At 56.5% G+C, this 25,679-nt stretch carries 34 protein-coding genes; 10 read left to right on the forward strand and 24 right to left on the reverse strand.

Annotated elements, in window-relative coordinates; translation table 11 throughout:
- Together glmS and QOY30_RS00010 are read left to right on the forward strand one after the other, a co-directional pair.
- A partial coding sequence (gene glmS, locus QOY30_RS00005; protein WP_283742592.1) for a glutamine--fructose-6-phosphate transaminase (isomerizing) occupies positions 1-1,246 on the forward strand: 1,246 nt, incomplete at its 5' end.
- Between the two features lie 177 nt (positions 1,247-1,423).
- Complete coding sequence (locus tag QOY30_RS00010; RefSeq protein ID WP_283742593.1) at positions 1,424-2,188, forward strand: ParA family protein; 765 nt, start codon at positions 1,424-1,426, stop codon at positions 2,186-2,188.
- Here the strand turns inward: QOY30_RS00010 and ubiB are convergent.
- The 16 genes from ubiB to QOY30_RS00090 all read right to left on the reverse strand — a co-directional run bounded on the left by ubiB (position 2,185) and on the right by QOY30_RS00090 (position 12,400).
- Positions 2,185-3,708 carry a ubiquinone biosynthesis regulatory protein kinase UbiB gene (gene ubiB, locus QOY30_RS00015; protein ID WP_283742594.1) on the reverse strand — a complete coding sequence of 508 codons (1,524 nt, stop codon included), beginning with the start codon at positions 3,706-3,708 and terminating at the stop codon, positions 2,185-2,187. The two genes, QOY30_RS00010 and ubiB, sit on opposite strands and share 4 nt — an antisense overlap.
- Positions 3,709-3,778: 70 nt before the next feature.
- Positions 3,779-4,615 (reverse strand): Tim44 domain-containing protein, encoded by an 837-nt coding sequence (locus QOY30_RS00020; RefSeq protein WP_283742595.1) that lies wholly within the window; start codon positions 4,613-4,615, stop codon positions 3,779-3,781.
- 88 nt (positions 4,616-4,703) lie between these two features.
- Positions 4,704-5,090 (reverse strand): DUF8785 domain-containing protein, encoded by a 387-nt coding sequence (locus QOY30_RS00025; protein WP_502958673.1) that lies wholly within the window; start codon positions 5,088-5,090, stop codon positions 4,704-4,706.
- Positions 5,091-5,153: 63 nt separating this feature from the next.
- Positions 5,154-5,834: an RluA family pseudouridine synthase gene (locus tag QOY30_RS00030; RefSeq protein WP_283742596.1), complete on the reverse strand. Its 681-nt coding sequence runs from the start codon at positions 5,832-5,834 to the stop codon at positions 5,154-5,156.
- On the reverse strand, positions 5,821-6,015 hold the full coding sequence (locus QOY30_RS00035; RefSeq protein ID WP_283742597.1) for a hypothetical protein: 195 nt from the start codon (positions 6,013-6,015) through the stop codon (positions 5,821-5,823). Before QOY30_RS00035 ends, QOY30_RS00030 begins: the two co-directional genes overlap by 14 nt.
- Before the next feature lie 74 nt (positions 6,016-6,089).
- On the reverse strand, positions 6,090-6,431 hold the full coding sequence (locus QOY30_RS00040) for a zinc ribbon domain-containing protein YjdM (protein ID WP_283742598.1): 342 nt from the start codon (positions 6,429-6,431) through the stop codon (positions 6,090-6,092).
- A 32-nt stretch (positions 6,432-6,463) separates the two neighbouring features.
- Complete coding sequence (locus tag QOY30_RS00045) at positions 6,464-6,769, reverse strand: type II toxin-antitoxin system RelE/ParE family toxin (protein WP_283742599.1); 306 nt, start codon at positions 6,767-6,769, stop codon at positions 6,464-6,466.
- On the reverse strand, positions 6,766-7,041 hold the full coding sequence (locus tag QOY30_RS00050) for a YlcI/YnfO family protein (protein WP_283742600.1): 276 nt from the start codon (positions 7,039-7,041) through the stop codon (positions 6,766-6,768). The genes QOY30_RS00045 and QOY30_RS00050 overlap by 4 nt, the downstream gene beginning before the upstream one ends.
- Before the next feature lie 165 nt (positions 7,042-7,206).
- Entirely contained in the window at positions 7,207-7,881 is a 675-nt protein-coding gene (locus QOY30_RS00055; RefSeq protein WP_283742601.1) for a hypothetical protein, read from the reverse strand.
- 18 nt (positions 7,882-7,899) lie between these two features.
- The gene (gene ubiE / locus QOY30_RS00060) at positions 7,900-8,631 is read right to left on the reverse strand and encodes a bifunctional demethylmenaquinone methyltransferase/2-methoxy-6-polyprenyl-1,4-benzoquinol methylase UbiE (protein ID WP_283742602.1); all 732 of its coding nucleotides are present in this window, start codon (positions 8,629-8,631) and stop codon (positions 7,900-7,902) included.
- Between the two features lie 184 nt (positions 8,632-8,815).
- Positions 8,816-9,169 (reverse strand): gamma-butyrobetaine hydroxylase family protein, encoded by a 354-nt coding sequence (locus QOY30_RS00065; protein ID WP_283742603.1) that lies wholly within the window; start codon positions 9,167-9,169, stop codon positions 8,816-8,818.
- A complete protein-coding gene (rfaE2, locus tag QOY30_RS00070) occupies positions 9,166-9,654 on the reverse strand; it encodes a D-glycero-beta-D-manno-heptose 1-phosphate adenylyltransferase (protein ID WP_283742604.1) in 489 nt (162 codons plus the stop codon). The genes QOY30_RS00065 and rfaE2 overlap by 4 nt, the downstream gene beginning before the upstream one ends.
- Positions 9,654-10,229, reverse strand: a complete 576-nt coding sequence (locus tag QOY30_RS00075; protein WP_283742605.1) for a BON domain-containing protein — start codon at positions 10,227-10,229, stop codon at positions 9,654-9,656. The genes rfaE2 and QOY30_RS00075 overlap by 1 nt, the downstream gene beginning before the upstream one ends.
- Positions 10,226-10,816: a phosphoheptose isomerase gene (locus QOY30_RS00080; protein ID WP_283742606.1), complete on the reverse strand. Its 591-nt coding sequence runs from the start codon at positions 10,814-10,816 to the stop codon at positions 10,226-10,228. Before QOY30_RS00080 ends, QOY30_RS00075 begins: the two co-directional genes overlap by 4 nt.
- 40 nt (positions 10,817-10,856) lie before the next feature.
- Positions 10,857-11,192 (reverse strand): YraN family protein, encoded by a 336-nt coding sequence (locus tag QOY30_RS00085; RefSeq protein ID WP_283742607.1) that lies wholly within the window; start codon positions 11,190-11,192, stop codon positions 10,857-10,859.
- On the reverse strand, positions 11,189-12,400 hold the full coding sequence (locus QOY30_RS00090; protein ID WP_283742608.1) for a penicillin-binding protein activator: 1,212 nt from the start codon (positions 12,398-12,400) through the stop codon (positions 11,189-11,191). Before QOY30_RS00090 ends, QOY30_RS00085 begins: the two co-directional genes overlap by 4 nt.
- Before the next feature lie 12 nt (positions 12,401-12,412).
- Between QOY30_RS00090 and rsmI the strand changes: the two genes are divergently transcribed.
- The 6 genes from rsmI to QOY30_RS00120 all read left to right on the forward strand — a co-directional run bounded on the left by rsmI (position 12,413) and on the right by QOY30_RS00120 (position 16,271).
- Positions 12,413-13,282 (forward strand): 16S rRNA (cytidine(1402)-2'-O)-methyltransferase, encoded by an 870-nt coding sequence (gene rsmI / locus QOY30_RS00095; protein WP_283742609.1) that lies wholly within the window; start codon positions 12,413-12,415, stop codon positions 13,280-13,282.
- A gap of 79 nt (positions 13,283-13,361) precedes the next feature.
- Positions 13,362-13,925, forward strand: coding sequence for a flavodoxin family protein (locus QOY30_RS00100; RefSeq protein WP_283742610.1), 564 nt, complete (start codon positions 13,362-13,364; stop codon positions 13,923-13,925).
- Positions 13,926-13,974: 49 nt separating this feature from the next.
- A complete protein-coding gene (pyrC, locus tag QOY30_RS00105) occupies positions 13,975-15,006 on the forward strand; it encodes a dihydroorotase (protein WP_283742611.1) in 1,032 nt (343 codons plus the stop codon).
- A 6-nt stretch (positions 15,007-15,012) separates the two neighbouring features.
- Positions 15,013-15,369 carry a hypothetical protein gene (locus tag QOY30_RS00110; RefSeq protein WP_283742612.1) on the forward strand — a complete coding sequence of 119 codons (357 nt, stop codon included), beginning with the start codon at positions 15,013-15,015 and terminating at the stop codon, positions 15,367-15,369.
- 33 nt (positions 15,370-15,402) lie between these two features.
- Complete coding sequence (locus QOY30_RS00115; protein WP_283742613.1) at positions 15,403-15,942, forward strand: gamma carbonic anhydrase family protein; 540 nt, start codon at positions 15,403-15,405, stop codon at positions 15,940-15,942.
- A gap of 17 nt (positions 15,943-15,959) precedes the next feature.
- A complete protein-coding gene (locus QOY30_RS00120; protein WP_283742614.1) occupies positions 15,960-16,271 on the forward strand; it encodes a DUF2288 domain-containing protein in 312 nt (103 codons plus the stop codon).
- Here the strand turns inward: QOY30_RS00120 and QOY30_RS00125 are convergent.
- From QOY30_RS00125 to QOY30_RS00135, 3 genes are all read right to left on the reverse strand, one after another.
- Entirely contained in the window at positions 16,238-17,605 is a 1,368-nt protein-coding gene (locus QOY30_RS00125; RefSeq protein WP_283742615.1) for a leucine-rich repeat-containing protein kinase family protein, read from the reverse strand. The genes QOY30_RS00120 and QOY30_RS00125 overlap by 34 nt on opposite strands.
- Before the next feature lie 64 nt (positions 17,606-17,669).
- On the reverse strand, positions 17,670-19,160 hold the full coding sequence (pap, locus tag QOY30_RS00130) for a polyphosphate:AMP phosphotransferase (RefSeq protein WP_283742616.1): 1,491 nt from the start codon (positions 19,158-19,160) through the stop codon (positions 17,670-17,672).
- A gap of 17 nt (positions 19,161-19,177) precedes the next feature.
- Positions 19,178-19,630, reverse strand: a complete 453-nt coding sequence (locus QOY30_RS00135; RefSeq protein WP_283742617.1) for a SixA phosphatase family protein — start codon at positions 19,628-19,630, stop codon at positions 19,178-19,180.
- Between the two features lie 83 nt (positions 19,631-19,713).
- On the opposite strand from QOY30_RS00135, the gene QOY30_RS00140 reads away from it, so the two are divergent.
- Complete coding sequence (locus QOY30_RS00140) at positions 19,714-20,049, forward strand: hypothetical protein (RefSeq protein ID WP_283742618.1); 336 nt, start codon at positions 19,714-19,716, stop codon at positions 20,047-20,049.
- Here QOY30_RS00140 and ppk1 read toward each other — a convergent pair.
- The 5 genes from ppk1 to QOY30_RS00165 form a co-directional block, all read right to left on the reverse strand.
- Positions 20,046-22,136, reverse strand: coding sequence for a polyphosphate kinase 1 (ppk1, locus tag QOY30_RS00145; RefSeq protein WP_283742619.1), 2,091 nt, complete (start codon positions 22,134-22,136; stop codon positions 20,046-20,048). The two genes, QOY30_RS00140 and ppk1, sit on opposite strands and share 4 nt — an antisense overlap.
- A gap of 36 nt (positions 22,137-22,172) precedes the next feature.
- Entirely contained in the window at positions 22,173-22,445 is a 273-nt protein-coding gene (locus QOY30_RS00150) for an oxidative damage protection protein (protein ID WP_283742620.1), read from the reverse strand.
- 141 nt (positions 22,446-22,586) lie between these two features.
- Positions 22,587-23,918, reverse strand: coding sequence for an amino-acid N-acetyltransferase (argA, locus tag QOY30_RS00155; RefSeq protein ID WP_283742621.1), 1,332 nt, complete (start codon positions 23,916-23,918; stop codon positions 22,587-22,589).
- A gap of 156 nt (positions 23,919-24,074) precedes the next feature.
- A complete protein-coding gene (locus QOY30_RS00160; protein ID WP_283742622.1) occupies positions 24,075-24,260 on the reverse strand; it encodes a tautomerase family protein in 186 nt (61 codons plus the stop codon).
- 16 nt (positions 24,261-24,276) lie between these two features.
- Positions 24,277-25,014 (reverse strand): 16S rRNA (uracil(1498)-N(3))-methyltransferase, encoded by a 738-nt coding sequence (locus tag QOY30_RS00165; protein WP_283742623.1) that lies wholly within the window; start codon positions 25,012-25,014, stop codon positions 24,277-24,279.
- Between the two features lie 77 nt (positions 25,015-25,091).
- Between QOY30_RS00165 and QOY30_RS00170 the strand changes: the two genes are divergently transcribed.
- The gene (locus tag QOY30_RS00170; RefSeq protein ID WP_283742624.1) at positions 25,092-25,649 is read left to right on the forward strand and encodes a thioredoxin family protein; all 558 of its coding nucleotides are present in this window, start codon (positions 25,092-25,094) and stop codon (positions 25,647-25,649) included.
- Positions 25,650-25,679: the final 30 nt, after the last annotated feature.

Below are 25,679 nucleotides of genomic sequence, written 5' to 3' on the forward strand. Positions count from 1 at the left end.
ATTGCTGCAGGTCACAAAAAATGTGGTGTACCTGGAAGAAGGAGACGTGGTCGAGATCAATCTCGCCAACTACCGCATCTTCGATGCGCAAGGAAATGCTGTGCAACGCCCGGTGAACGTGAGCCAACTCAATAACGATAGCGTGGAACTGGGCGATTACCAGCACTACATGCAAAAAGAGATCCACGAGCAACCGCAGGCACTGGCAGATACGCTGGAATCGGTATGCAACAGCCAATCGATGGTGCCCGGCATCTTCGGGGCAGAAGCGACAACCATATTCCCACAGGTCGACAGCATTCTCATCCTCGCTTGCGGCACCAGCCACCATGCGGGCATGGTGGCACGTTACTGGCTGGAAGAGATCGCCGGTATCCAGTGTACGGTAGAGATTGCCAGCGAATATCGTTACCGCGTCAGCGTGACCAATCCCAAGACCCTGGTCGTGACCATCTCGCAGTCCGGGGAAACGGCCGATACTCTGGCCGCGCTGAATCATGCCAAGGTGACGGGTCATCTCTTCACGCTGGCGATCTGCAACGTACCGGAAAGCGCCATCATCCGTCAATCGAAATTGCGCTTCCTGACACGTGCGGGTCCCGAAATCGGCGTTGCGTCAACCAAGGCATTCACCACCCAGCTTGCCTCATTATTCCTGCTGACTCTGGTATTGGCCAAATTGCGCGGACGCATCACTCCGGAGGGTGAACAGCAGTTCCTGCAGGAATTGCGTCACTTGCCGAGCGCGGTTCAAAAGGTATTGGCGCTGGAACCGCAGATCGCGGAACTGTCCAAAAACTTCGTGGATAAACAGCATGCACTGTTCCTCGGCCGCGGCATGCATTATCCGATCGCCCTGGAAGGTGCGCTCAAGCTCAAGGAAATTTCATACATCCATGCAGAGGCCTACCCGGCAGGAGAATTAAAGCACGGCCCGCTGGCACTGGTGGACAAGGATATGCCGGTCGTTTCGGTTGCCCCCAACGATCTCCTGCTGGAAAAATTGAAATCCAACCTGCAGGAAGTCCGTGCGCGCGGCGGCGAGCTATATGTCTTCGCCGACGCGAACACCCATATCAAGCAAGCCGAAGGCGTGCACATCCTGCAAATGCCCGAACACGCGGGTTTTCTCAGCCCTATTCTGCATACCATCCCCCTGCAACTGTTGGCATATTACGTAGCATTGCAAAAGGGAACGGATGTGGACAAGCCACGCAATCTTGCAAAATCGGTCACTGTAGAGTGACCGGCTTTGCGCGGGACTTGCGGCGAAGGCTAACGTGCGGAGCATGTTAAACCCCGAAGGGGTGGCCGAAGCCACAAACCCCGCAAATGTATCCGTCCTGTTTTCCAATCCCAGCCGCTTGACTCCCATTTTTTGGAGGTTTTGTGGAGTGGGTTGTTGTTTCATCTAGGAGAGAACATGGCGGTCGTCGCCGTATTCAACCAAAAGGGCGGAGTGGGTAAAACCACCACCTGCCTGAATCTTTCTGCGGCGCTTTCGATAGCGCAACGGCATCCCATCGCGCTGGACATGGACCCGCAAGGGCACCTGAGCCTTTCGTCCGGTCTGAAGAACGGCACAGTCCAGTCCAGAAGCATGGCGGCCTTCTTCAAAGACAAGGCCCCGCTTGCAAACTTGCTGCACGATACTCCGGCTGGCTGGCAGCTCATCCCGGCCACACTGGAGTTATCCAAGATCGACGCGCTATACGGCAGCGACCCACAAGCCGCAAAGATGCTGAAACAGGGCTTGGCGGAGGAGCTAGCCTTGACCGGTGCGCCGATCATTATCGACTGTTGCCCGATGCTGGGCGTACTCACCTTGAATGCCCTGCTGGCGGCAGACAAGGTGTTGATTCCCGTATCGGCGGATTTTCTTTCGGAACACGGGGTGCATCGGCTGGATTCGGCACTCAATGTGCTGGAAAAGAAACTGCAACGCACTTTCGAGCGCCGCATCGTCGTAACGCGCTTCGATTCCCGCCGCAAACTGTCCTATGACATTTACGACAAACTCAAACAGCGCTACGGTGGTCTGGTGTGCAAAACCCGCATCGGTGAAACGGTGGCACTGGCAACCAGCCCGATGCACGGGCTGGATGTGTTTGCCTACGCGCCGCAAAGCCCGGGCGCGGCAGACTACAAAATGCTGGCGGCAGAACTGATGGAAAGCGGATTCGTCTAGGCGAACCAGGTGTAAACAGCGAAAAGCAAGGAGGCACCCAGCAAAAGCGCAATGGCCGATAACCGGGCATTGCGTTTTTTTTGTTGTAGCAGCATCTCCCGCAGCAGCGGTGTTGTCTGGGCAGCAAGGTCCTGGTTCAGGCGCTGATGCAGCAGGCGTGGCAGTTGGGGCAGCAAGGTTGCATAGCGCGGTGCTTCAGCGCGCAAGGCCTTGATGAAGCCGCGCCAGCCGACTTGTTCGCTCATCCAGCGTTCCAGCCAGGGTTTCGCAGTCTTCCACAGATCGAGTTCGGGATCGAGTTGCAAGCCCAGGCCTTCGATATTGAGCAGGGTCTTTTGCAGCAATACCAGTTGCGGCTGTATCTCGATACCGAAACGGCGCGAGGTCTGGAACAACCGCAACAGGATCTTTCCGAACGAAACCTCGCGCAATGGCTTGTCGAAGATGGGTTCGCATACCGAGCGGATGGCGGCCTCGAATTCGTCCACGCGCGTCTCGGCCGGAGCCCAGCCCGATTCGATATGCAATTCGGCGACACGCTTGTAATCGCGATTGAAGAACGCGATGAAATTCTGTGCAAGGTAATTCTTGTCGGTGACTGTCAGCGTGCCCATGATGCCAAAATCCAGCGCCACATAACGGCCATCGTGCGCAACTAGGATGTTGCCGGGATGCATGTCGGCATGGAAAAAGCCGTCACGGAACACCTGCGTATAGAAAATCTCCACACCGTTGGCAGCCAGAGTGGACAGATCGATCCCCGCTTCGCGCAACGCACCGATCTGGCTGATCGGGATGCCGTGCATGCGCTCCATCACCATCACCTGGGCGGAACACCAATCCCAATGCACTTCTGGCACGAGCAGCAATTTTGCGTCGGCAAAATTGCGGCGCAACTGGCTGGCATTGGCCGACTCGCGCATCATGTCGAGTTCGTCATGCAGGTACTTGTCGAACTCGACAACGACCAGCTTCGGCTTCAGTCGCCTGCCATCTTCCGACCAGCGTTCGATCAGCCCGGCGCAGATCTGCAGCAGGGCGATGTCATGTTCGATGACGTCCAAAATGCCGGGGCGCAAGATCTTGACCGCCACCTCGCGCCCATCTGGCAACATGGCGAAATGCACTTGCGCAACAGAAGCGCTGGCCTCGGGCGTCTCATCGAATTCGGCAAAAACTTCACTCAGTCGTTTGCCGTAGGCCTGTTCGAGCAAAGCCACAGCCTGATCCGAAGGGAAAGGCGGAACCCGGTCTTGCAGCTTGGCCAGTTCATCGGCGATATCGGTGGGGATCAGATCGCGGCGCGTGGAAAGCAGCTGGCCGAATTTGACGAAGATGGGGCCCAATGCCTCCAGCGCCAGACGTAAACGCACGGCGCGCGGTCGCGATGTGTTGCGAAAGAACAAGAGTACGTTGAGCGGGCGGAGCAGCCAGCTCGTACGGTCATGAGCCAGCAGGAACTCGTCCAGGCCGAATCGGAGAACGACGAAAATGATCGTGAGTAAGCGGAAAAATCGCATTTACCAAGAGTTCAAAAAAAAAAGGGCACAGCGGATGCCGCCATGCCCTCTAGTTTACTTTACTTTGGAATCAAACCTGCTGTATTCCGGCCAACAGCCAGACCGCCTTGCTGTCCTTCAGGTTCTTCTGTACATGCCAGATCTCGTCGACGCTTTCCGGCACTCCGTTGTTCTCGCGCAACTGGCCGCTCATGCGCACACTGGCGATCGCGTGGTCGTTCTCAGTGACGACCTCAAGCAGATCTGCGTTCAGGGTAACCACATCGGTTTTCTGCGGAGCATCACCGCGTTCCTGCAACTGCATCGATACCTCGGCAAACATCTCCGGCGTCGTGTATTCGCGAATATCGTCCAGGTCCTTGCGGTCATTGGCGGCCTGCAGGCGGATAAATGAAGTCTTGGCGCTGCGCAGGAAACTCTCAACGGGGAAGTCGGCCGGAATATTGGCTGCAGCAACCGGTGTTACGACGCTACCACTATAAGGCTGCAGGACTGGATCCTGCGCGCCGCCATAAGGTGCGCTGGTTCCGGCATATTGCATCGCGGGTTCCTGCTTGCGACGGAACAACGAGACCAGGAACATCACGGCAACACCGGCCATGATGATTATCAGGATAGAGCCCATGCCCCCACCCATGCCGCCACCGGCGAACATCGCGCCCAGACCGGCGCCGATCGCCAAGCCCGCCAGAGGGCCTAGCCATCTGTTGCCGGCTGGCTGAGGCGCAACGCCGGGTTGCGAAGGAATTGCGGCGGGAGCTGCTGAAGGTGCATTCTGCGCGGGAGCGCTCATGGTGCGCTGTTTTCCGAAGCTGCCGCCGCCGCCGAAGCGCTTGGCTTCAGCGCTGGTGGCGAGCAAAGAAATACTGGTCAGAACAATGGTCAACAGGAGTACAAAACGTTTCATGTGATTCCTCATGAGTGGACAAATTCAAAGCGGCGCGGAGTATAGCACCGGCCGGAGATGCTAAAGATAATTGATTACATTAATATTATCATAGAGATACGAGCTTCACGGCAGTGACAAAATACTCGGTGTCGCCAAAACATGTCGTGGGCAAGCCGATGTGCTGTTCGTAAGTCAGCGCGACGCGCTGTCCCACTTGCTGGTTAATTTTGGCGGCCACTTCATCATCGCGCACAGAGAACAGAAATTTCTCGGGCGCAGCCCCCGGCAAAGCAACCAAAGATAGTTCGCCTTCCCAACTCTTGCAGATCCAGCCCTTTTTCGACAGCTTTTGCATAAACCCGGCACGCTCGCCTTCCGAATAGCTCCAGTGCAAAGCGGCCCATGTGTACGCGGCAAAAATAGCCGATACGACAACGATAAAAGCAAGAATTGCAGTCAAAAAACTTTTTGGCAACGCCATGTTGAAGTCCAAGAAAGTGAAAAGTCTCAGTCAATTATAAATCAGACAAAATTAAGCAGCCCTTATGCCTCCCACTCAAAATGGGGGTGAGCTGACAAAATGCAAGGGCGAACCGGTAAGCGGATGCAACAAATCCAGCTCGGTAGCGTGCAACATCAAGCGTGGTGCGGCGGCATCATCACCGTAGAGCGCATCGCCAAGGATAGGATGGCCGATTGCGGACATGTGCAAACGCAACTGATGAGTGCGGCCGGTCACGGGTTCCAGTTCAACTCGGGTGGTCTCAAAAAAACCGTTCGCCCTAAGCCCGTCGAAGGGCGAATGTTCGGAAATTCCGCGGGCTTCGGCACGCACAGCGCGGTAGCGGGTTAGTGAGGGCTTGCCCAGTTCAGCATCGATCTTGCGCAAGGGGCGGTTCGGCCAATCTGCGACGATGGGCAGGTTCACCTCGCCCGTTTCCGGTTCCAGCTTGCCTGAGACGATAGCCACATAGCGCTTCTTCACCTCACGCTCGTGAAACATGTGCGACAGCCTGCGCTGCATCTCGGCTCCGCGCGCAAACAACATCAACCCGGACGTCGACATATCCAGCCTGTGCACAATCAAAGCGTCGGGAAAGACCTGCTGGAGCCTGGAGGAAAGACAATCCTGCTTGTCCACACCGCGTCCTGGCACAGCCAGCAAACCGGCGGGCTTGTTCACCACCAGTAAGCAATCATCCTGGTAAACCAAATCAAGGGAGCTATTGCTGGTCATCACCTGCAGAAGGCTTCTCGGGAGCCTGATTGGGCGGCGCTTTTTTGGGGCGGTTCTTGCTGGGGTCGGCAAAACGAAAACGACCTGCCAGCACGCAACCCTTCATGCCTATGTCGCAGGGCTTATTCAGCACCTTCTGGCACTTGCCTTCAACCTCATGCGGACAACCCCAGCCACCCATTTTGAAACTCCATCAACGAAACAAAAATGCCGTTCGCCCTGAGCCTGTCGAAGGGTGAACGCACGGCAAGACGTTTAAGCCTTCTTCACGAATTCCGTCTTCAACTGCATTGCACCGATGCCGTCGATTTTGCAGTCGATGTCATGGTCGCCCTCCACCAGGCGGATGTTCTTTACCTTGGTGCCGACCTTCACCACCGAAGACGAACCCTTGACCTTCAGATCCTTGATCACCGTGACCGAATCGCCGTCGACCAGCACATTGCCGAAGGCGTCCTTGAATACTTTTGCCTGTTCGCCAGCCGCGGCGGGCGCATCCTTCGGCCACTCATGGGCGCATTCGGGGCAGACGTAGTTGCTGCCGTCTTCATAAGTGTACTCGGAACTGCATTTGGGGCATTTGGGCAAAGCGGTCATTACAAAACTCCAATAAATAAAACAAAAAATAGCTAGTGGTAATCGTCTTCGCGTTGATGACGTACGGCAATGATAGTTACCGTCTCATTGTTTTCTATCTTGAACAGCGCGACATAACCTGTACTGCCAAAAGGAATCAACAACTCACGTAGAAGTGAATTACTTCCTTCACTGTCTGCCTTCCGGCATGAGAAGGGAAAGAACTCGAGGAACTCAATCGCTTTGTAAATGGCTGTCTCAGCCTTTGCGGCAGTGCCAACATCCTGTTCCAGCAAAAAATCAAACAAACTCATCAAATCATCTTCAGCCTCAAGCGTGAAGCGGATGCGATAACTCATTTTGCAGATTTCTTGTTACGGGCTTTTTCCAATTTCGCACTGAGTTGATTCAGCACCTTCTTTGCAGAGACATACTCTCCGCTCTCCTGTGCTGCATTCAGCGAAGCAAGGCCCCGCGCAATGAATTCCTGCTGATTACGGCGCAGCGCAACATTGCGGCGCAATGAGTCCTCGACGAAAGCAGAGAGCGTCTCGCCAGGACGCAAAATCTCTTCCGCGGCTTCTCTCAATTCGGGCTGAACGCGCAGGGCGGGCATAGTGGCGGTTTTCATGGGACACCTCGTGCATTACAAATGTGATGCATATCATCGTCGAAGTTCAAGGAAGATGCAAGGGCGGGTTTGTAGAAGGTAGGTCGGGTTAGCACAGCGTAGCCCGACGTTTCCGGAACGCCGCGATGTCGGGTTACGGCCTGCGGCCTAACACGACCTACGAGGCTATTTGGCATCCGTAAGATTGATTTCTTGTTGCCCTGTATGCGAAGGGCAAGATAAAGGGCTAGGAACAATACAAGTTATCCAAAGAGTTCTATGCCAATTAATAATGCAACAAAGTTGACCGTTGACCAGTTTTGCAAACATATACTCAAAAACAGCATCTTGAACAATTGTCCAACGTTTTAATGTGAATCGTTCAGTGAATGCGGGGAGAAATGCTTTAACAGGGCGGCTATCTTCAATATTGAATGGCCAGAAACCTATTGGACCTAGCACAGCTGGTCTAGCGACCCTTTTGTATTGAAGCCAAAATAGGCCGCAAACAATTTTAATCAATATCCTTTCTAAGCGGTCCAATTCCGGCTCAATATACACGCGCCCATTTTCATCTGTTTTAAGTCGATCAATGAATCGTTGCTCAAACCCTGGTGATCTGGAAAATGCTCTGTCAACTACGCCATTAGGTTCAATTTTGGCTTGCAGATATTCAGATGTCCCAATTTGAGCAAGTAGAGCAATGGCGTACTCTTCGTCTTTTGAAAACCCTTGATTACAAGATAAGCAAGCGTCAACAGTAACTAAATTGTTAGGGAATGGTTTTTCTAAGAAACTTCGTGGAGGCACGTGTTCAACAGTATTAGATTCCGCACCGCAATATAAGCAGGAAGATATCATTGCGGTGGGATAGGGATATTACAGTTTATACCCTCGATGCACCGCCACCACCCCGCCCGTCATATTGAAATACTCAACCCGCTCCAGCCCCGCATCTACCATCATTTGTTTCAGCTCTTCCTGTCCCGGATGCATGCGGATGGATTCGGCCAGGTAGCGATAGCTGTCGGCATCGTTGGCGATGAGCTCGCCCATCTTGGGTAGAAGTTTGAATGAGTAAAGGTCGTAGACTTTCTCCAGCGGCTTGGCGACCTTGGAGAATTCCAGCACGATGACGCGGCCGCCGGGCTTGAGCACGCGGTGCATCTCGCGCAAGGCGGCGTCCTTGTGTGTCACGTTGCGCAGGCCGAAGGCGATGCTGACGCAGTCGAAATAGTTGTCGGGGAAGGGAAGGTGTTCGGCATCGCATTGCGCGGTGGGCGTGGCGATGGCTTCGTCCAGCAGGCGGTCGCGGCCCACACGCAGCATGGCGTTGTTGATGTCGGTGAGTACTACCTGGCCGCGGCTGCCGACTTTCTTCAGGAACAATTTCGACATGTCGCCGGAGCCGCCCGCCACGTCCAGCACGCGCTGGCCTTTGTGCACGTTCGCCAGGCCCACTGCAAAGGGCTTCCAGATGCGGTGCAGGCCGACCGACATGAGGTCGTTCATGATGTCGTATTTGCTGGCGACGGAAGTGAAGACGCCCGCAACCTTCTTGGCCTTTTCTTTCTCGTCTACGGTCTGGAAACCGAAATGGGTGTTTGCCATGATGATGCTCCTTAAATTCGTTTGGCGGGCGAACCGCTGTGTCGCGTGTTGGTTTCGACTAACCTGAAGGTAAGTCTACACCGCAACTTTGTTGTCATTCAGTTCTCGCCTACCTGCAAGGTATGTATCGTTCTTCGTTGCGCGGCTCCTTGCGTTTCATCCCGCGAAACAAATTTACCGTTGATTATTTTGCGTCGCGGCTCTCACCAGCAGCTTCCAGCTTGGTCAGGTAATCGTGCCACATGGCATCGTGATATTTGCCCAGCTCGTGCAGGTATTCCCAGGTATAGAGTCCCGTGTCGTGGCCATCGTCGAACGTCAGTTTGACGGCATAACTGCCAGCAGGCTCGACCTCGGTGATCATCACGTTGCGTTTGCCGACTTGCAGCGTCTCCTGTCCCGGACCGTGGCCGCGCACCTCGGCGGAAGGCGAATACACGCGCAGGAACTCGAAAGGCAGCTTGAAGCGGGCGCCGTCGTCGAAGGCGATTTCCAGCATTCTGGATTGTTGATGCAGGGTGATTTCGGTTGGGGTCATAGTGAGCGTATCTTTTTAAGTAATGCGGTGGTGGAGCGTTCATGCAGGAAGGGGATGCTGTGTACTGTGCCGCCCCAGATCTTCACTTCTTTGCTGCCGACGATGTTCTCCGGCTTCCAGTCGCCCCCCTTCACCAGCACATCGGGTTTGCAGGCAAGGATAAGATTGAGTGGCGTGTCCTCTTCGAACTTTACTACCAGGCTCACCGATTCGAGCGCGGCCAGCACGGCCATGCGGTCCAGTTCGGAATTGATCGGGCGATCGTCGCCTTTGCCCTGGCGTTTTACCGAAGCATCGCTGTTCACGCCGACGATGAGCGAAAAGCCTAGTGCACGGGCCTGGGCCAGATAGGTGACATGGCCCCGATGCAGCACGTCGAAACAACCGTTGGTGAATACCAGCGGCCGCGGCAAGGTGGCGACTCGCGCTGCCAACTGGTCAGCCGCGCAGATTTTGTTCTCGAAACTGGGAGTCGGGTAGTTCACTAGTCTATGTATTCAAAAACGCGTACCACCTTCTGCACACCTGAAGTGGTACTGGCGATATCGGAAGCGGCATCAGCCTCGGCACGGGTGACCAAGCCCATCAAATACACCACGCTATTATCGGTGACGACCTTGATCTGGTCTGCCTTGAGAGCGGCGCTTTTGACAAAACGAATCCTGACGTTGCTGGTGATGCGGGAATCGCTACTGGAGGTACTGCTGGTGGTGGAAAGGTTGGCCACGACCAGTTCGTTGGCGATGCCCTTGACGTTGGGAATGCTGCCGACGATGCGTTCAATATCCATCTTGGCTTCTTCGGTTGCCGCCGTCCCCGTGATAAGCGCAAAACGGTTGTAGGCAGTGACGTTCACTTGCGCGGTGTCTTTGTACTTTTCATTGATGCGTTTATGCGCCTTGCTTTCGATGGTGTCGTCTTCGACCATCGTGCCCTGGGTACGGCGATCCGTAGCGGTCACGGAGATACCGGCGCCGACTCCGGCGGCAACGACCGGCGCGACACATCCCTGTAACAAGGCCAATGCCGAGGCCAAAATAACAAACGCATAACGCATCATTCTCCTCCCAGAATCAGGTGATCGATGGCATCGCAAATGCAGTGCAATACGAGCAGATGGACTTCCTGGATGCGCGCGGTGCTTTTCGCGGGGACGCAGATATGAAAATCTGTCGACTTCAGGATAGAAGTCATCTTGCCCCCGTCGCGACCGGTCAGTGCGACAACCGGCATGTTGCGCTCATGCGCAGCATGGATGGCTTCAATGACATTGGGCGAATTGCCGCTGGTGGAGATGGCAAGCAACACATCGCCGTCCATACCCAGCGCCCGAACCTGTTTGGAAAAGATCTGGAGGTAATCGTAATCGTTGGCGATCGAGGTGAGCACCGAACTGTCAGTGGTCAATGCGATGGCGGCCAGTCCGGGACGTTCGACTTCAAAGCGGTTGACCAGCTCGGCGGCGAAGTGTTGCGAGTCGGCAGCCGAACCACCGTTGCCGCAAGCCAGTATCTTGCCGTCGTTCATCAGGCAGGCGACCATGGCCTGAGCCGCGTCCGCTATGGGTTGAGCGAGCACTTTCTTGCTTTGCAGCTTAAGTTGCGCGCTGTCGTCGAAATGTTTGCCGATGCGAGTAGTCAGGGTCATGGTCTGGAAAATAAGTGGATGACAGGGTGCCGATTTTACCTTAAACCTCGAAAGCGTTTTTAACCCACTCGACGTTATCGGCGGCATCCAGCAGGACAGCGTCGAAACGGCAGGGCGGGATGCGCGGCAAAGAAGCGAGGTAATGTTGTGCGGTGAGGATGAGGCGTCGCTGTTTATGCGCGTCGATGCTGGCGGCGGCCCCGCCGAAATCGCCGCGACTGCGCTGGCGTACCTCGGCGAAGATCAGGGTTTCTCCATCGCGCAGGATCAGGTCGATCTCCCCGAAACGGCAGCGGAAATTGCGCTGTATCAGTCTCAGGCCGTTCTTTTGCAGAAATTGCGCTGCAACTTGTTCGGCCTGAGCGCCGGGTTTCATTGGCGCGATTTGCCTTCCACAGGCACTCCCAATCCCTGGCGCATGACGGCAAGGATGCCCTCGCGCTGGAACACGTGCCCATTTCGTGAAATCTTGCCGGTGACACCGTCCAGCGGCAAAACATTGGCCGGATTATGTTGATACATGACCTGGAGCAAGCGATAGGAGTCGATGCCCAGCGCATACAGGCGCTCCATGTCTGGCGTCATGGGAGGGACAACGTGCGGATAGATCATCACAGCCGGATGGTCGGGCTGCAGCAGCCAAGGCATATCAAAGAAACGCACATCGGCCAGGTCATAGTTGGTCAGCGTGTTGGTATTTCCCGAGAAAACCTGCGAGGTGGCATAGACCGGTATCGCGGAATTGATATAGGGACGTATCAACCGGGCCTTGTCAGGTTCGGCGGCGAGGAATACAGAAGTGCCGGGTTCCTGCGACAGGTCTTTCAAAGGTGTGGGATCGCCGTCATATATGATCCCGGCTAGAAGGATGCCGCCCTCACGCTGCCATTCGTCGGAGAATGCCTGCGCCAGGCGTTTGGAAAGCGGGGAATTCGTGGAAACGACGGTGGCGCTGAGCAATCCGGCCGTCGTGGCGCGTTCCGCAGCTTGGCGTGCCTCTGTTTCAGGCGGGAGACCGAAGAAATAAAGCTGGTCGGTACGCGTGTCATCCACCAGGTTGAGCGCCAGAGTCGGTGTTGTAATCGGACCTGTCGCCGCCAGTGCGGCGACGCCGTTGCGGGTGAGCGGACCGGCTACGGCAACGGCACCAGCCCGCAGTGCCTTATGATAGAGCGCGACGACCTCGGTGCCTTCGTCATTGCAAGGATAGACGTGAATGGGTAAACCGTTCACTTCCTTGCCGGCAGCAGCAAGGAAACCTTGTTGTACCGCATCGGCAGCCTTGGCAAAAACGGGCGAATTCAATGGCAACAACAGCGCGATGTGAGGGACGGCCGGTTCAGTGCCAATTGCGGGCAAGGGTGCCGACACCAGCGGAGCCGGTGCGGGGACCGCCTCCGTAACCACGGGTGGTTGTGTAGAAGGGTTGGCCGTTACGGGGGCGGCGGGTGGTGCCTGAACAGCGGATGGTTGCGTGACAGGCGCAGGTGCAGCTGCCTTGGGGGCGGTCGGCGCCGGAGTGGCGCAGCCAAAAACGCTCACGTATAGTGCGGCGACAAGAATCCCGCGTAACCAACCAGACACAGAGGCGACAGTTTGCATAACAAGCCCAAGCAAAATTTAGAATGCGCATTATATGTAGTCGCCACACCGATTGGAAATCTAAGTGACATTACCCTGCGCGCCTTGGAGGTACTGGGTGCCGCCGACACAATCGCGGCGGAAGATACCCGCAACACGCGGCATTTGCTGCAGCACCACGGAATCAGCGATGTACGGCTGCTGGCACTGCACCAGCACAACGAACGGGGGGCGGCAGAAAAGGTCATCACCTTGCTGCAGCAGGGCCAGAACGTTGCACTGGTGACCGACGCCGGCACCCCGGCGGTGAGTGATCCCGGTGCGGTGCTGGTCGAAGCCGTACGTGAAGCAGGATTTCGCGTCATTCCTGTTCCCGGCGCCAGTGCGGCTGTCACAGCACTCTCAGCGTCGGGCCTGTGTTCGCCGCATTTCCTGTTCTACGGATTCCTGCCGAACAAATCCGCCGCACGGCGGACTGTGCTGCAGGCGTTGGCCGAACATCCCTACACCCTGGTGTTCTACGAAGCGCCGCACCGTATCCTGGAATGCACGGAAGACCTGCATGCGGTGTTCGGCGCTGAGCGGGAGATCGTGTTCGCACGCGAGATCACCAAGCTGTTCGAAAGCATCCACCGCTGCAGACTTGGCGAGGCAATGGATTGGCTGAACAGTGACCCGAACAATCAGCGCGGAGAATTCGTGCTGCTGATATCCGGCGCACCGGAACGAACGGAGGGTCTGGATGCCGGGATTGAGCGCACGCTAGTCTTGCTGCTGGAAGAACTGCCTCTGAAACAGGCGGTACAACTGGCGGTGAAGATCACCGGGGCGAACAAGAACGAGCTGTATCAACGTGCGCTGGCGCTCAAAGCCGAAGCGGAATAATCGACTTCGCGGCGAGGTTGCCATTCGCAACCGAAGTGATACGCTTTGAAATCAGGATCAACTTTTACGGGAACAAGATATGGTGAGCGTCGTCGTGGTATATCACAGCGGATACGGACATACGGCAAGACAGGCACAAGCCGTGGCAACGGGTGCGAACGCGATACTCATGGCAATCAGCAACGAAGGCAATCTGAGCGAAGCCGAATGGGCAACGCTGGATGCGGCCGACGCCATCATCATGGGCTCGCCCACCTATATGGGAATGGTCAGCTGGCAGTTCAAGAAGTTCGCCGATGCTTCATCCAAACAGTGGTTTTCGCAAAAATGGAAGAACAAGATCGCGGCTGGTTTCACCAACTCCGCCACCATGAACGGTGACAAACTTTCCACTTTGCATTACCTCTTCACGCTCGCCATGCAGCACAGCATGATCTGGGCGGGCACGGGCCTGATGCCGTCCAACAGCAAAGCCGCACAGCGCAACGATGTGAACTACGTCGGTTCTTTCAGCGGTGCGATGTCAGTCTCCCCGTCCGATGCCTCGCCGGACGAAATGCTGCCGGGCGATCTGGAGACTGCCAAACAATTCGGCAAGCGCGTGGCGGAAGTGGCCGCGCAGTGGGTTGCAGGCCGCAAGTAGAAAATGCCGGTACTGATCTCAAGTCCTGCTAACTGTTAGAATGCAGGGCATGAAAACGTTTACCCTTGTCCGTCCAGACGATTGGCACCTGCACCTGCGCGATGGCGCGCTGATGCATTCGGTGCTGCCCGATACAGCGCGCCAGTTCGCCCGGGCTATCGTGATGCCCAATCTGCGTCCCCCGGCGACCACCACGGTACTGGCATTGCAATATCGCCAGCGCATCCTCGCGGCCTTGCCTGCGGATGCCGTGTTCGAGCCGTTGATGACGTTGTACCTGACCGACAACACCAGTGCGGAAGAGATACGCAAAGCCAAACAGAGCGGCACAGTCCATGCGGTGAAGCTGTATCCGGCCGGTGCCACCACCAACTCCGACGCTGGCGTGACAGACTTGCGCAAAACCTATGCAGCACTGGAAGAGATGCAGCGCTGCGGCATGCCGTTGTTGGTGCATGGTGAAGTGACAAGCGCCGACATCGACATCTTCGACCGTGAGGCAGTGTTCATCGAACGCGTGCTGCAACCGTTGCTGAAAGACCTGCCGAACCTGCGTGTAGTGTTCGAGCACATCACCACCAGGGATGCGGCGCAATTCGTGGCGGGCGCGGCGGACAACATCGCCGCCACCATCACCGCCCATCACCTGCTATACAACCGCAACGACATGCTGGTCGGCGGTATTCGCCCGCACTATTACTGCCTGCCGGTGTTGAAGCGCGAGACGCACCGCGAAGCCTTGGTCAAAGCGGCCATCAGCGGCAGCAAGAAGTTCTTCCTCGGTACCGACAGCGCCCCGCACGCACAGCATACCAAGGAAAATGCCTGCGGCTGCGCCGGTTGCTACACCGCGCATGCCGCCATCGAACTGTATGCCGAAGCTTTTGAAGCGGCGGGAGCGCTGGACAAGCTGGAAGGCTTCGCCAGTTTTTACGGTGCGGATTATTACGGCTTGCCGCGCAACACCGGGACTATCACCCTGCGCAAGGAAGAGTGGCAAGTGCCCGCAACGGTGGGTTTCGGCGAACATCGCCTCGTGCCGCTGCGGGCGGGCGAAAAAATGAGCTGGAAGCTGGTGTAGAAAATCATGCATGGCGACGATTTCCTGCTGAAAGACACACACGGGCTGGAGTTGGAAATCGAACGCCATTGTGTGGGATTGAAGCTGGATAGCACCGACGAATATCAAGTTCACCAGTTCATCGGCGAAATGCTGCAGAACATGGAACGTCTCAAGGAAGCTGCCGGCAAAGGCGACCGTACGGCGAGAGCCAAGGTTGAGTTGTTCGGAATGGTGGTATTGATGCACAGGGCGAACGTCAAGGCTTTCGGTCCGGAATATATTGCGAACATTAACGTGCTGGCAAAACAGGAATCGGCCTGGGTGGCATTCGCCAAGGCGATGTGGAGCGAGCTGGAGAGCCGCAATCTGGATAACGAGTAAAATGTTCAAGAAATTCATCCTGCAAAGCTGATCATGCCGCTATCCTCTTACCTGAAAATCACCCCGCTGCTGGGCGAGCGCGTTTTTCTGCATTCCTCGTGCCAGGTCATCGGCGATGTAAAGATCGGTGACGACAGTTCAGTCTGGTGCAACACGGTATTGCGCGGGGACGTGAACCGCATCGTGATCGGGCGCGGAACGAACCTGCAGGACCTGACCATGGGTCATGTTTCGCACAAATCTTCCAGCAGGCCGGAAGGCTCGCCTTTGCAGATCGGGGACTACGTGACCGTCGGCCATTCGGTGATTGTCCACGGTTGCACCATCGGCAACGAATGCCTGATCGGTATGGGTTCCATCGTGATGGACGATGTGGTGATTCCCGACCGGGTGATGGTCGGTGCGGGCAGCCTGATCTCGCCGGGAAAAGTGCTGGAGAGCGGCATGCTCTACATGGGACGGCCAGCCAAGGCCGTGCGTGCATTGACCGGGGAAGAGATCGCCTATCTGCGCTATTCGGCAGAGCAATACATGCTGGTGAAGGACAATTACCTGAACGGATCCAAATCGTAACCGGAAAGCTTTTTCGCATGGCCACCCTTAGCCCGCAAGATTTCAAACGTGCCAGCGTCAATCTGGAAACTGCACGCATCGCCTGGAAAGAACTGCAGCGATTCTTTGCCAGCGGCGCTGCATTTGCTGTAAGTGCCGATCTGGACCTGATCGAGGTGGCGTGCCAGATTTCGGAAGACAACAAGGCGCAAGTGGCGCAGTGGCTGGAAACGGGGCAGGTCGCCCGCGTTTCCGATGCCCAGGCATTGGCCTGGTTCGAGGCGGATGCCGATGTCTGGGCGGTGGTGGTCAGGCCTTATGTGCTGGTGCAATCCAGCACATTATCTTGAGAGGCAGGATGGGTATTTTGCAACACTGCCAACTCTCGTTGTATCTCGGCAAACAAAGGCCGCGCATTGACCTCGGGCTGATCGCATCTCCGCTGTAAATCTCGCAGCGCATCAACGACGGGCTGCGCTTCGATGGGCACACTGCAACGCTCGGTCAGTTCTTCCAGTAAACAGGCAAACGCGCGCACTTCGATGCGTTGCAGGCTGGCGGCGAGTTGCTCATCCTGTTGCGGAATAAAAGACGCCGCGCCGAAATCACCGAGCAAGCAATCGCCTTGCTCATTCCACAGAATGTTATGTGCATACAAATCACCGTGCATTACGCCTTGCGCATGCAGATGTTCTGCGACGGCTGCAATACCGAGTGCAATGTTCAATACAGCCGCCAGTGAAAATCCGGCTTCTGCCGGATAGATGTCGCGGGTGCAGGACTCAAGGCTGGGCGGACCTGCGAGGTTGCGGAAAGTGGGGTCTATCAGCGACATCACCAGTCCCGGCGTGCCTTCCGGATGACCGCTGATCTTGCCTGTCAGCGGAATAAGTCCCGGGTGCGCACCCGCAGCAATGCAAGCGGCCTTTTCACTACGCGGCAATCCGTCGCTGGTCAGCGCTCCTTTGAAGACTTTGACCGCCACCTGAGGCGCTGTGGCCAATTTAGGTTTGGCACGATAGATGACTCCCGATGCACCTTCGCCTAATTTTTCCTGCAATTCGAGCGTATACCAATCGATATGCGTGATCGGTTGCTTTGTCATCGCAGCGGCTTCGCCGCTATCGCTGCATGGATTTCCCGCATAGGCCAGCCAAGCCAGACGGGGCAAATGCAACAACCAGCCGGGAAGCTGCGTGAAACGGTTCGCGGCGATGCGCACCAATTCAAGCCGGGTGCAAGCAGCCATCTCTTCGGGCAGGTGCATTAACTGATTGCCGGACAGCATGAGCTTTTGCAAACGCGCACAACGACCGATCTGAGCGGGCAGTTCACCCAGCTGATTGTCGGTCAGAATCAACCAACGCAGTTTATCCGGCAAGGCGACTGCAGGCAGATGGCGAATCTGATTGGCTTTGAAGCCGATCATCTCCAACCGGGGGCATTGCCCCAAAACTTCCGGCACCCCGGTGAAACGGTTGTCCGAGCAAAAAATAACGCGCAGCTTCTGCAGCTTCGGCAAGTCGTCAGGCAGGCTGGACAGCGCATTGCTGGACAGATTGAGGATTTCCAGGGTATCGGCAAGCTCGTATATTTCTTCGGGGAAGCGAGTCAGTCCGCATGAAAGGTCGAGACGCTTGCTGCCGACCAGTTTGCCGGATTGTAGCGATGAGAGAGTGTGCATGGCGCAACTATACCGAACATGCAGGCCAGCTCAAAAGTCTAAAGCGGGCATTCCCTGTGACAGCCTATTTTTTCTTCATCGCCGCTTCAATGCGTCGGCATAGTGTCTTCAGGACTTTGATGCGTGCGAAGTTCTTGTCGTTGGCTTCGACCAGCGTCCACGGTGCAGCCTCGGTGCTGGTCCGGTCCACCATGTCGCCGATGGCCTGCTCGTAAGCGTCCCACTTGTCGCGGTTGCGCCAATCCTCGTCGGTGATCTTGAAGCGTTTGAAACCGATCTTCTCGCGTTCCTTGAAACGGCGCAGTTGCTCTTCCTTGCTGATGGTCAGCCAGAATTTAACGACAACAGTCTGGTGGCGCACGAGTTGCGCCTCGAAATCGTTGATCTCGTGGTAGGCGCGCATCCAGTCGAATTCGGAGCAATATTTTTCCACCCGTTCGACCAGTACGCGCCCGTACCAGGAACGGTCAAAGATCGTGATCCGGCCTTTGCGCGGTATATGACGCCAGAAACGCCACAGATAAGGCTGCGCGCGTTCTTCTTCAGTCGGGGCGGCGATCGGTACGACCTGGTACTGGCGTGCATCGACTGCACTGGTAACGCGGCGGATGGCGCCGCCCTTTCCCGCCGCATCGTTACCCTCGAAGACTGCCACCACAGTGATGTCCTTGAATCGCGGATCGAGTATCAGCTGGGCCAGTTTGCCCTGGTATTTTTCCAGCTCCTTGTCGAATTTCCTTTTCTCCAGCTTTTGCCCGAGATCGAGTGTCTGGAGGATATTCAATCTGTCGATCGAGGGCAGAAGCGGCGCGGCCCGGACATTTGGCTCCTTCTTCTTTTCAGACTCTGTCAGGCGCTTGCGCAAGGCTTCGAGAACGACTTTGCCCACGGTCAGGCTGCGATAGCGGGCGTCCGATCCCTCTATGATGATCCACGGGGCTTCGGCCGTGCTGGTATGGCGGATGACGCTTTCGTTGACGGTCAGGAACTTGTCGTACCGTTTGTAATGTTCCCAATCGCGCTTGTTCACGCGCCAACGGGTCTTGGGGTTGCTTTCCAGCAGCTTGAGGCGCTTTTCCTGCATCTCTTTGGACAGGTGCAGCCAAAATTTGATGATCAGCGCGCCCTCGTCCGTCAGCATTTTCTCAAGGCGTTTCGCGCGTTCGAGACTCTGGTCGAGCTCGGCGGGCTTGGTCAAGCCCATCACACGATTCAGGATGGGCCAGGTATACCAGGATCCCAGGAACAAGCCGATCTTTCCCTTGGGCGGAAGGGCGCGCCAGAAGCGCCACATCATGGGCCGTTCCATTTCCTCGTCGGAGGGCTCGCCCATGCCGTGAGTCTGGATGAAACGCGGATCCATCCATTCGTTGAGCAGGTTCACGGTTTCCCCGCGCCCCGCACCATCGACGCCGCCCACCAGGATGATGACCGGGAATCTTGCCTTTTCTGCCAGATCAAATTGAGCATCCAGCAACGCTTCGCGCAGCTTGGGTACTTCCTTGTCATAGGTTGCTTTGTCTATCTTGTGTCCGAGTTCGGCAGATTCAAACATGAAACCCCCTGACTGAATTACAGTTGATCCGGCGCAATGACGAGACGCAGCACGGTCTGGAAATCACCCTCGCGTTCGCGGCGACTGAACCACCAGACAGAACCCTTCTTGATGCTCCAGAAATCCGCATGGCCTGTCATGAGCAGTGCAGCCAATTCGCCCATCCACGGCTGGTGACCGACCAGCAGGACCGCACCGCCTGCCATCGGCCAGCCAGCGGCAGCAATGGCGGTCTGCGGGGTGGCGTGCACACCGATGTTGGGGGCAGTGATGAAATGGGGAGTGAGTGCGGCGGCAGTTTGTTGGGCGCGTAATGCAGGGCTGACCAGCACTCTGGTATTTTCCGGCAAGCGTCCCGAGAGATAGCTCGCCATGTGTTCGGCTTGCCGCCTGCCTTTTTCAGTGAGCGCGCGACCAAGATCAGGTTGCCCCTCGGCTGCTTCGGCATGTCGCCAAAGTATGAGCTCCATCAATTTCCCCGTTTATTACACTATCAGTCGCCAGAATATACCGTATATACTGTTCAGGCTACACTCAAACCAAGGAGTTCGACATGAGCAATGTTTCCCCACGCAAACCCGCTGTCAAGAAATCGCCTGTAGTACGCAAGCCTGCTTCGGCAAAGGTAGCAGCCAAACCGGAAAAGAAACAGAAAAAGAAGGCTGATACCAAGGTCAAAGTAGTGCGCGACAGTTTCACCATGCCGCAAACAGATTACGACTTGATTGCAGCACTCAAGCAGAAAGCGCTTAAAGCAGGACTGCATGTAAAGAAAAGTGAATTGCTGCGAGCCAGCCTGCAGACTTTCTCCAAATTGAGTCCTGCCCAACTGAAACTTGCGATTACACGTCTCGAAAAGATCAAAACCGGACGTCCAAAGAAGGACTAATCCGTATCTGTCGCCGCAAGCGGCTGCGCAAGCTCCTGCAGCAAGGTAGCTTGCGCGCAGTTCGCGGCACCGCGGGCTGGTGATTTGCGATGCCAAAAGCCATTGCAGTCCATTTCCCATGCCTGGCAATTATCCTTCAGATAGATCTTCAAGCCTTCGTCCAGCACGCGCTTTTTGAGTTTTTCATCGAGCACGGGGAAGCAGACTTCGATGCGGCGGAAAAAATTGCGATCCATCCAGTCGGCACTGGCCAGATAGACATCGTGCGCCAGATCGTTGCGGAAGTAGAAAATACGCGTGTGTTCCAGGAAGCGCCCGATGATGGAAAGCACGCGTATGTTCTCGGACAGACCGGCGACGCCGGGGCGCAGGGCGCAAACCCCGCGTACGATCAATTCGATCTTGACTCCCGCTTGTGATGCTTCATACAGCGCCGTGATGATCTCCGGCTCCAGCAGCGAATTCATCTTGGCGATGACGTGCCCGCGCTTGCCTTCCTTGGCGAGCCTGGTTTCGTTGCGGATGGCTGCCAGCACATTTGTATGCAGGGTGAACGGAGATTGCCACAGATGGCGCAGCTTGCTCGCCTTGCCCAAGCCGGTGAGCTGCATGAAAACCTGGTTCACGTCGGCGCACATCTCTTCGTTGCTCGTGAACAAGCCAAAGTCGGTATAAAGTTTTGCGGTACGCGGATGATAGTTGCCGGTACCCAGATGCACATAGCGGCGCAATTTGTTGTCCTCGCGCCGCACGACCATCAGCATCTTGGCGTGCGTCTTGTGCCCGACCACGCCGTACACCACATGTGCACCGACCTCTTCCAGGCGGCTGGCCCAGTTGATATTGGCTTCTTCATCAAAGCGCGCCAGCAGTTCCACAACCACAGTGACTTCCTTGCCGTTGCGGGCGGCAGTGATGAGCGCTTCCATCAGCTCCGAGTCGACGCCGGTGCGGTATACCGTCTGTTTGATGGCGACCACGCTTGGATCTGCGGCGGCCTGTTGTATGAAATCGATTACCGATTTGAAGGATTGGTAGGGGTGGTGCAGCAGCACATCGTTTTTGCGCAGCACCTTGAACATGTCTGCGCCTTTCTTTTGCAGCAAGGCAGGCATGCCGGGTGCAAAGGGGGCAAACTTGAGATCGTCACGCGCGACCTGGTCCGGGATGCGCATCAGGCGCACCAGATTTACCGGGCCCTTGACCCTGAAAAGATCTTCCGGCTTCAATTCGAACTGTTGCAGCAGGAATTCCGACATGGCAGGCGGACAGTTGTCGGCGACCTCCAGACGCACCGCATCGCCGAAGTGGCGCTGCGGCAATTCGCCTTGCAGGCTGATGCGCAGGTTCTTTACTTCTTCCTCGTCCACGAACAAATCACTGTTGCGCGTCACGCGGAACTGGTAACAGCCAAGCACTTCCATGCCGGCAAACAGTTCACCGACATGCGCATGCAGGATGGAAGAGAGGAAGACGAAGCCGTAAGGACATCCCGAGACCTCCGGCGGCATCAGGATGGCGCGCGGCAACACGCGCGGTGCCTGCACGATGGCCCTGGCCGAGTTGCGCCCGAAGGCATCCTTGCCCTGCAGCTCGACGGTAAAGTTCAGGCTCTTGTTGAGCACGCGCGGGAAAGGATGCGCCGGATCGAGCCCGATAGGAGTCAATACCGGCATCACCTCGCGCAGGAAGAAATCCTTGACCCAGGCCTTTTGCGCTTCATTCCAGTGCGTGCGGCGCAGGAATTTGATGCCCTGTTGCGCCAGGGCAGGAACGAGTTCTTCATTGAACAACTGGTATTGCCGGGCGATGAGCTGGTGCGTAGGCGCGTACAGTCGCTTGAGGATCTGCGTGGCCTCCAGACCGTCCGGCCCGGCCGCGAGGCCGCCCAGCTTGGCCTGTTCCTTCAAGCCGGCAACGCGAATCTCAAAAAACTCGTCCAGATTGCTGCTGACGATGCAAAGATATTTCAGCCGTTCCAGCAGGGGGACGGATGCATCTTCCGCCTGCGCCAGGACGCGACGGTTGAATTCGAGCAGGCCGAGTTCGCGGTTCAGGAAATTTTGCGATGGAAAGGTTTTTGCCATGAGCGGGGTGTCAGCTTACTGCTTAAATGCGGTAATTCAGTTTTTCGGCGGAACGTAACCTGTGGGCATCTGGGTACCGGCACCGAAGAAATAATTCTCCATTTGCTCGGCAAGGTATTTACGCGCCTTGGCATCGGCGAGATTGAGGCGATTTTCGTTCACCAGCATGGTCTGGAACTTGATCCAGCCCTGCCAGGCTTCCTTGGACACGCTTTCAAAGATGCGCTGGCCGAGTGCGCCGGGATAGGGAGGGCGATCCAGTCCTTCCGATTCGCGCCCGAGTTTTACACACTGTACTGTTCTTGCCATGATGAGGTTCACTCCGAAATTGTGCTTGAGGAGTGTGACATTACCGTGAATGCGCGCCTAAATCCAGCGGCAACGAACTCGGGAAGAGTTCAACCTGCAGGGAATTTTGACGACGGAGGGGAAAATTCTCTAAAACGTGCTTTACCGCAAGGCAAGAACGAAAACCTTGGAACGCCGCTGGTAGTTGTAGAGTGTCTTCTTCTGCGCCGGGAGCTGCTCCACGTCGACTTCCTTGAAGCCGCGCTCGATGAACCAGTGTGCGGTGCGCGTGGTCAGCACGAACAGTTTCTGCAAGCGCATCGACTTTGCCCGCGCTGCGATATGCTTGAGCAGGACATCGCCGTAGCCGTGATCGCGGGCGGCAGGCTGCACCGCAAGGCAGGCAAGTTCGCCTGCCTTTTCATCTGCAAAAGGATAAAGCGCCGCGCAACCGATGATGCGATGGCCGTGTTCCAGCACCACGAAACGACTGATCTCGCGCTCCAGCAATTCGCGCGACCTTCTCACCAGAATGCCTTCCGCTTCTAGGGGTTGCAACAGCTGCAGGATTCCGCCGACATCCTTGATGGTCGCGTCGCGCAGGGTGTTGAGCGTGCTTTCCACCACCATTGTGCCTATGCCCTCGTCGCTGAACAACTCCTGCAACAGCGCACCATCGGTGTGGCGGCTGACCAGATGCGTCCTTGCCACCCCCGCTTCGCAGGCGCGCACGGCACAGGGCAGGAACAGGCCGACATCGTCCGGAAGCTTGCGCTTGCCGGAAAGCAACTTGTTTGCCTCGGCGATGGTCAGCTCCTTCAGAAGTACGCCGTCCTTCCCGTGCACGCCATCCGTATCCGTCAGGAAAATCAGCTTGTCCGCGTCGAGTGCGACGGCAGTGGCAGTGGCAACGTCTTCCAGCGTCAGGTTGAAGACCTCTCCCGTAGGCGAATAACCCAGCGGCGACAGCAGCACTACTTCTCCGAATTCCATGCGATCTTGCAGTGCAGCGACATCCACCTTGCGTACGCAACCGGTGTGCATCAGATCCACGCCATTGATGACTCCAATGGGCTGTGCAGTAATAAAGTTGCCGCCCGCCACGCGTATATCGGCATTGGCCATGGGTGAATTCGCCAGACCCATCGACAGCAGGGCCTCGATCTCCACACGCACACGGCCCACGGCTTCCTTCACGCACTGCATGGTCTCGGCATCGGTGAGGCGGATGCCATGGTGATAACTGCCTTCGATATTGTTCTGCGCCAGTCTTTGTTCGATTTGCGGCCGTGCACCGTGCACCAGCACCAGCCGTATGCCCAGCGCTGCCAGCAAATTGAAGTCATGGGTCAATTCGAGGAACTTGCCATCCGCCACCACTTCACCGCCGAACGCGATGACAAACGTCTTGCCGCGAAACGCATTGACATAAGGCGCAACAGAACGGAACCACGCGACGAAATCGGGGGGAGAACTGGCGGGGGCGGTGGACATAGAGATCGGTTAATTCCTTAAAGTCGGTGAAGAAGCACAAAATTTAAGCAGAGGGATTATATTTCAAATCCCTGCGGGTGGCGGGACGTGTACTTTGGCGTTTCTGGCTTCAGATATTCCTTGTCCGGCAATTCGCCGAAAGTGATGCAATTACCGCTACTCACCATCGAGCAGCTTGCCGGCGATCGCCCAGTTCTCGTCCGGTAGTTCATCGAAAACGATGTGAGTGTACGACTTGGGTTTGTGCGCAATGCGTTCCAGGGTATCGGTGATCTCTTCGGCAATTTTGGCTTTTTGTTCGCGGCTGAGTATCCCCGCAATACGTATATTGACATAAGGCATGGCAGCTTCCTTTCGGTTAGTTGAAATCACCCCACAGCGTCTGCAACGCTGCGATGCCGGCGATGGCCGCGGTCTCGGTGCGCAATATGCGCGGTCCGAGCAGGACGGGGACGAAGCCGGCTTGTTGCGCAAGGTTGGCTTCATCTGCCGTGAAGCCGCCTTCCGGTCCGATGAGCAGAATCACGCGGCCTAGCGGTTTGGCCTGGGATTGCAGATTGCCTGTACCCCCGGGTAACAGGATGAATTTACTGCCGGGCGCGTGGCGCATCTCGTTCAGCCATGTACCCAGTTCCTGTGGCTGATGCAGCTGCGGTAGCGTGTTACGGCCACATTGTTCGCAGGCGGAGACAGCGACATTGCGCCAATGCTCTGTGCGTTTCTCGGCACGGGGACCGGTGAGTTTTGCCACACTGCGTTGCGTCTGCACCGGTACGATCTCGGCTGCGCCGAGCTCGGTGGCCTTCTGAACTACCCAGTCCATTTTCTCGCTTGTACTCATAGCCTGCGCCAGCACGATATGCAAACCGGGTTCCTGTTGTTGCATCAAGGTCTTCAGGTTTCCGAGCATGACCTGCTTGCCCTGGATGGAATTGATGGTGGCATCGAGCGCATTGCCCAACCCATCAAAAATCTGCACCGCATCGCCCGCGCGCAACCGCAACACACGGCTGGCATGGTGGGCGGCTTCAGGCGGCAACTCGCAGTCGGTGCCAGGGGGAAGCGGGGGCGGGCAGTAGAATCTTGGCGCAGACATGGTCGGTAAGGGCGTCGGGACGGGCATGATAATATAATGCCCAGAACAAAAACGCAGGTCTTTAGGGAGGAATAATCATGGCCAGTCTGCAACCCCCGCTTTGTGATTTCGGCTGGAAAGCCCGTCCGTTCGACCTTCCCGGCGTGGATGGCAAACGCCATACGCTGGAAAGCGCGCGTGGCAAAAACGGCCTGCTGGTGATGTTTATCTGCAACCATTGCCCTTACGTCAAATCCATTCGCGATCGCATCATCCGTGACGTGCTCGAACTGCAGCAGCACGGCATCAACAGTATCGCCATCATGTCCAACGATCCGGCCGACTATGCCGAGGATTCGTTCGACAACATGAAGCTCGTTGCGCGGCAGTACAGCTACCCGTTCCCCTACGTGTGGGACGAGACGCAGCAGATCGCCAAGGATTACGGTGCCGTGTGCACGCCGGATTTCTTCGGTTTCAATGCCAATCTGGAGCTGCAATACCGCGGCCGCCTGGACGCGTCGCGCAAGGAGGCGGTGCCTGATGCGCAACGCGACCTGTTCAACGCCATGCTGCAAGTCGCAAAGACCGGACAGGGCCCGCGCGAGCAGATCGCCAGCATGGGCTGCTCGATAAAATGGAAGCATGCCGAGTGAAGATGCTTGATCCTGTGTCTATGGAGGCGC

The organism is Sideroxydans sp. CL21, assembly GCF_902459525.1.
GTDB lineage: Bacteria > Pseudomonadota > Gammaproteobacteria > Burkholderiales > Gallionellaceae > Sideroxyarcus.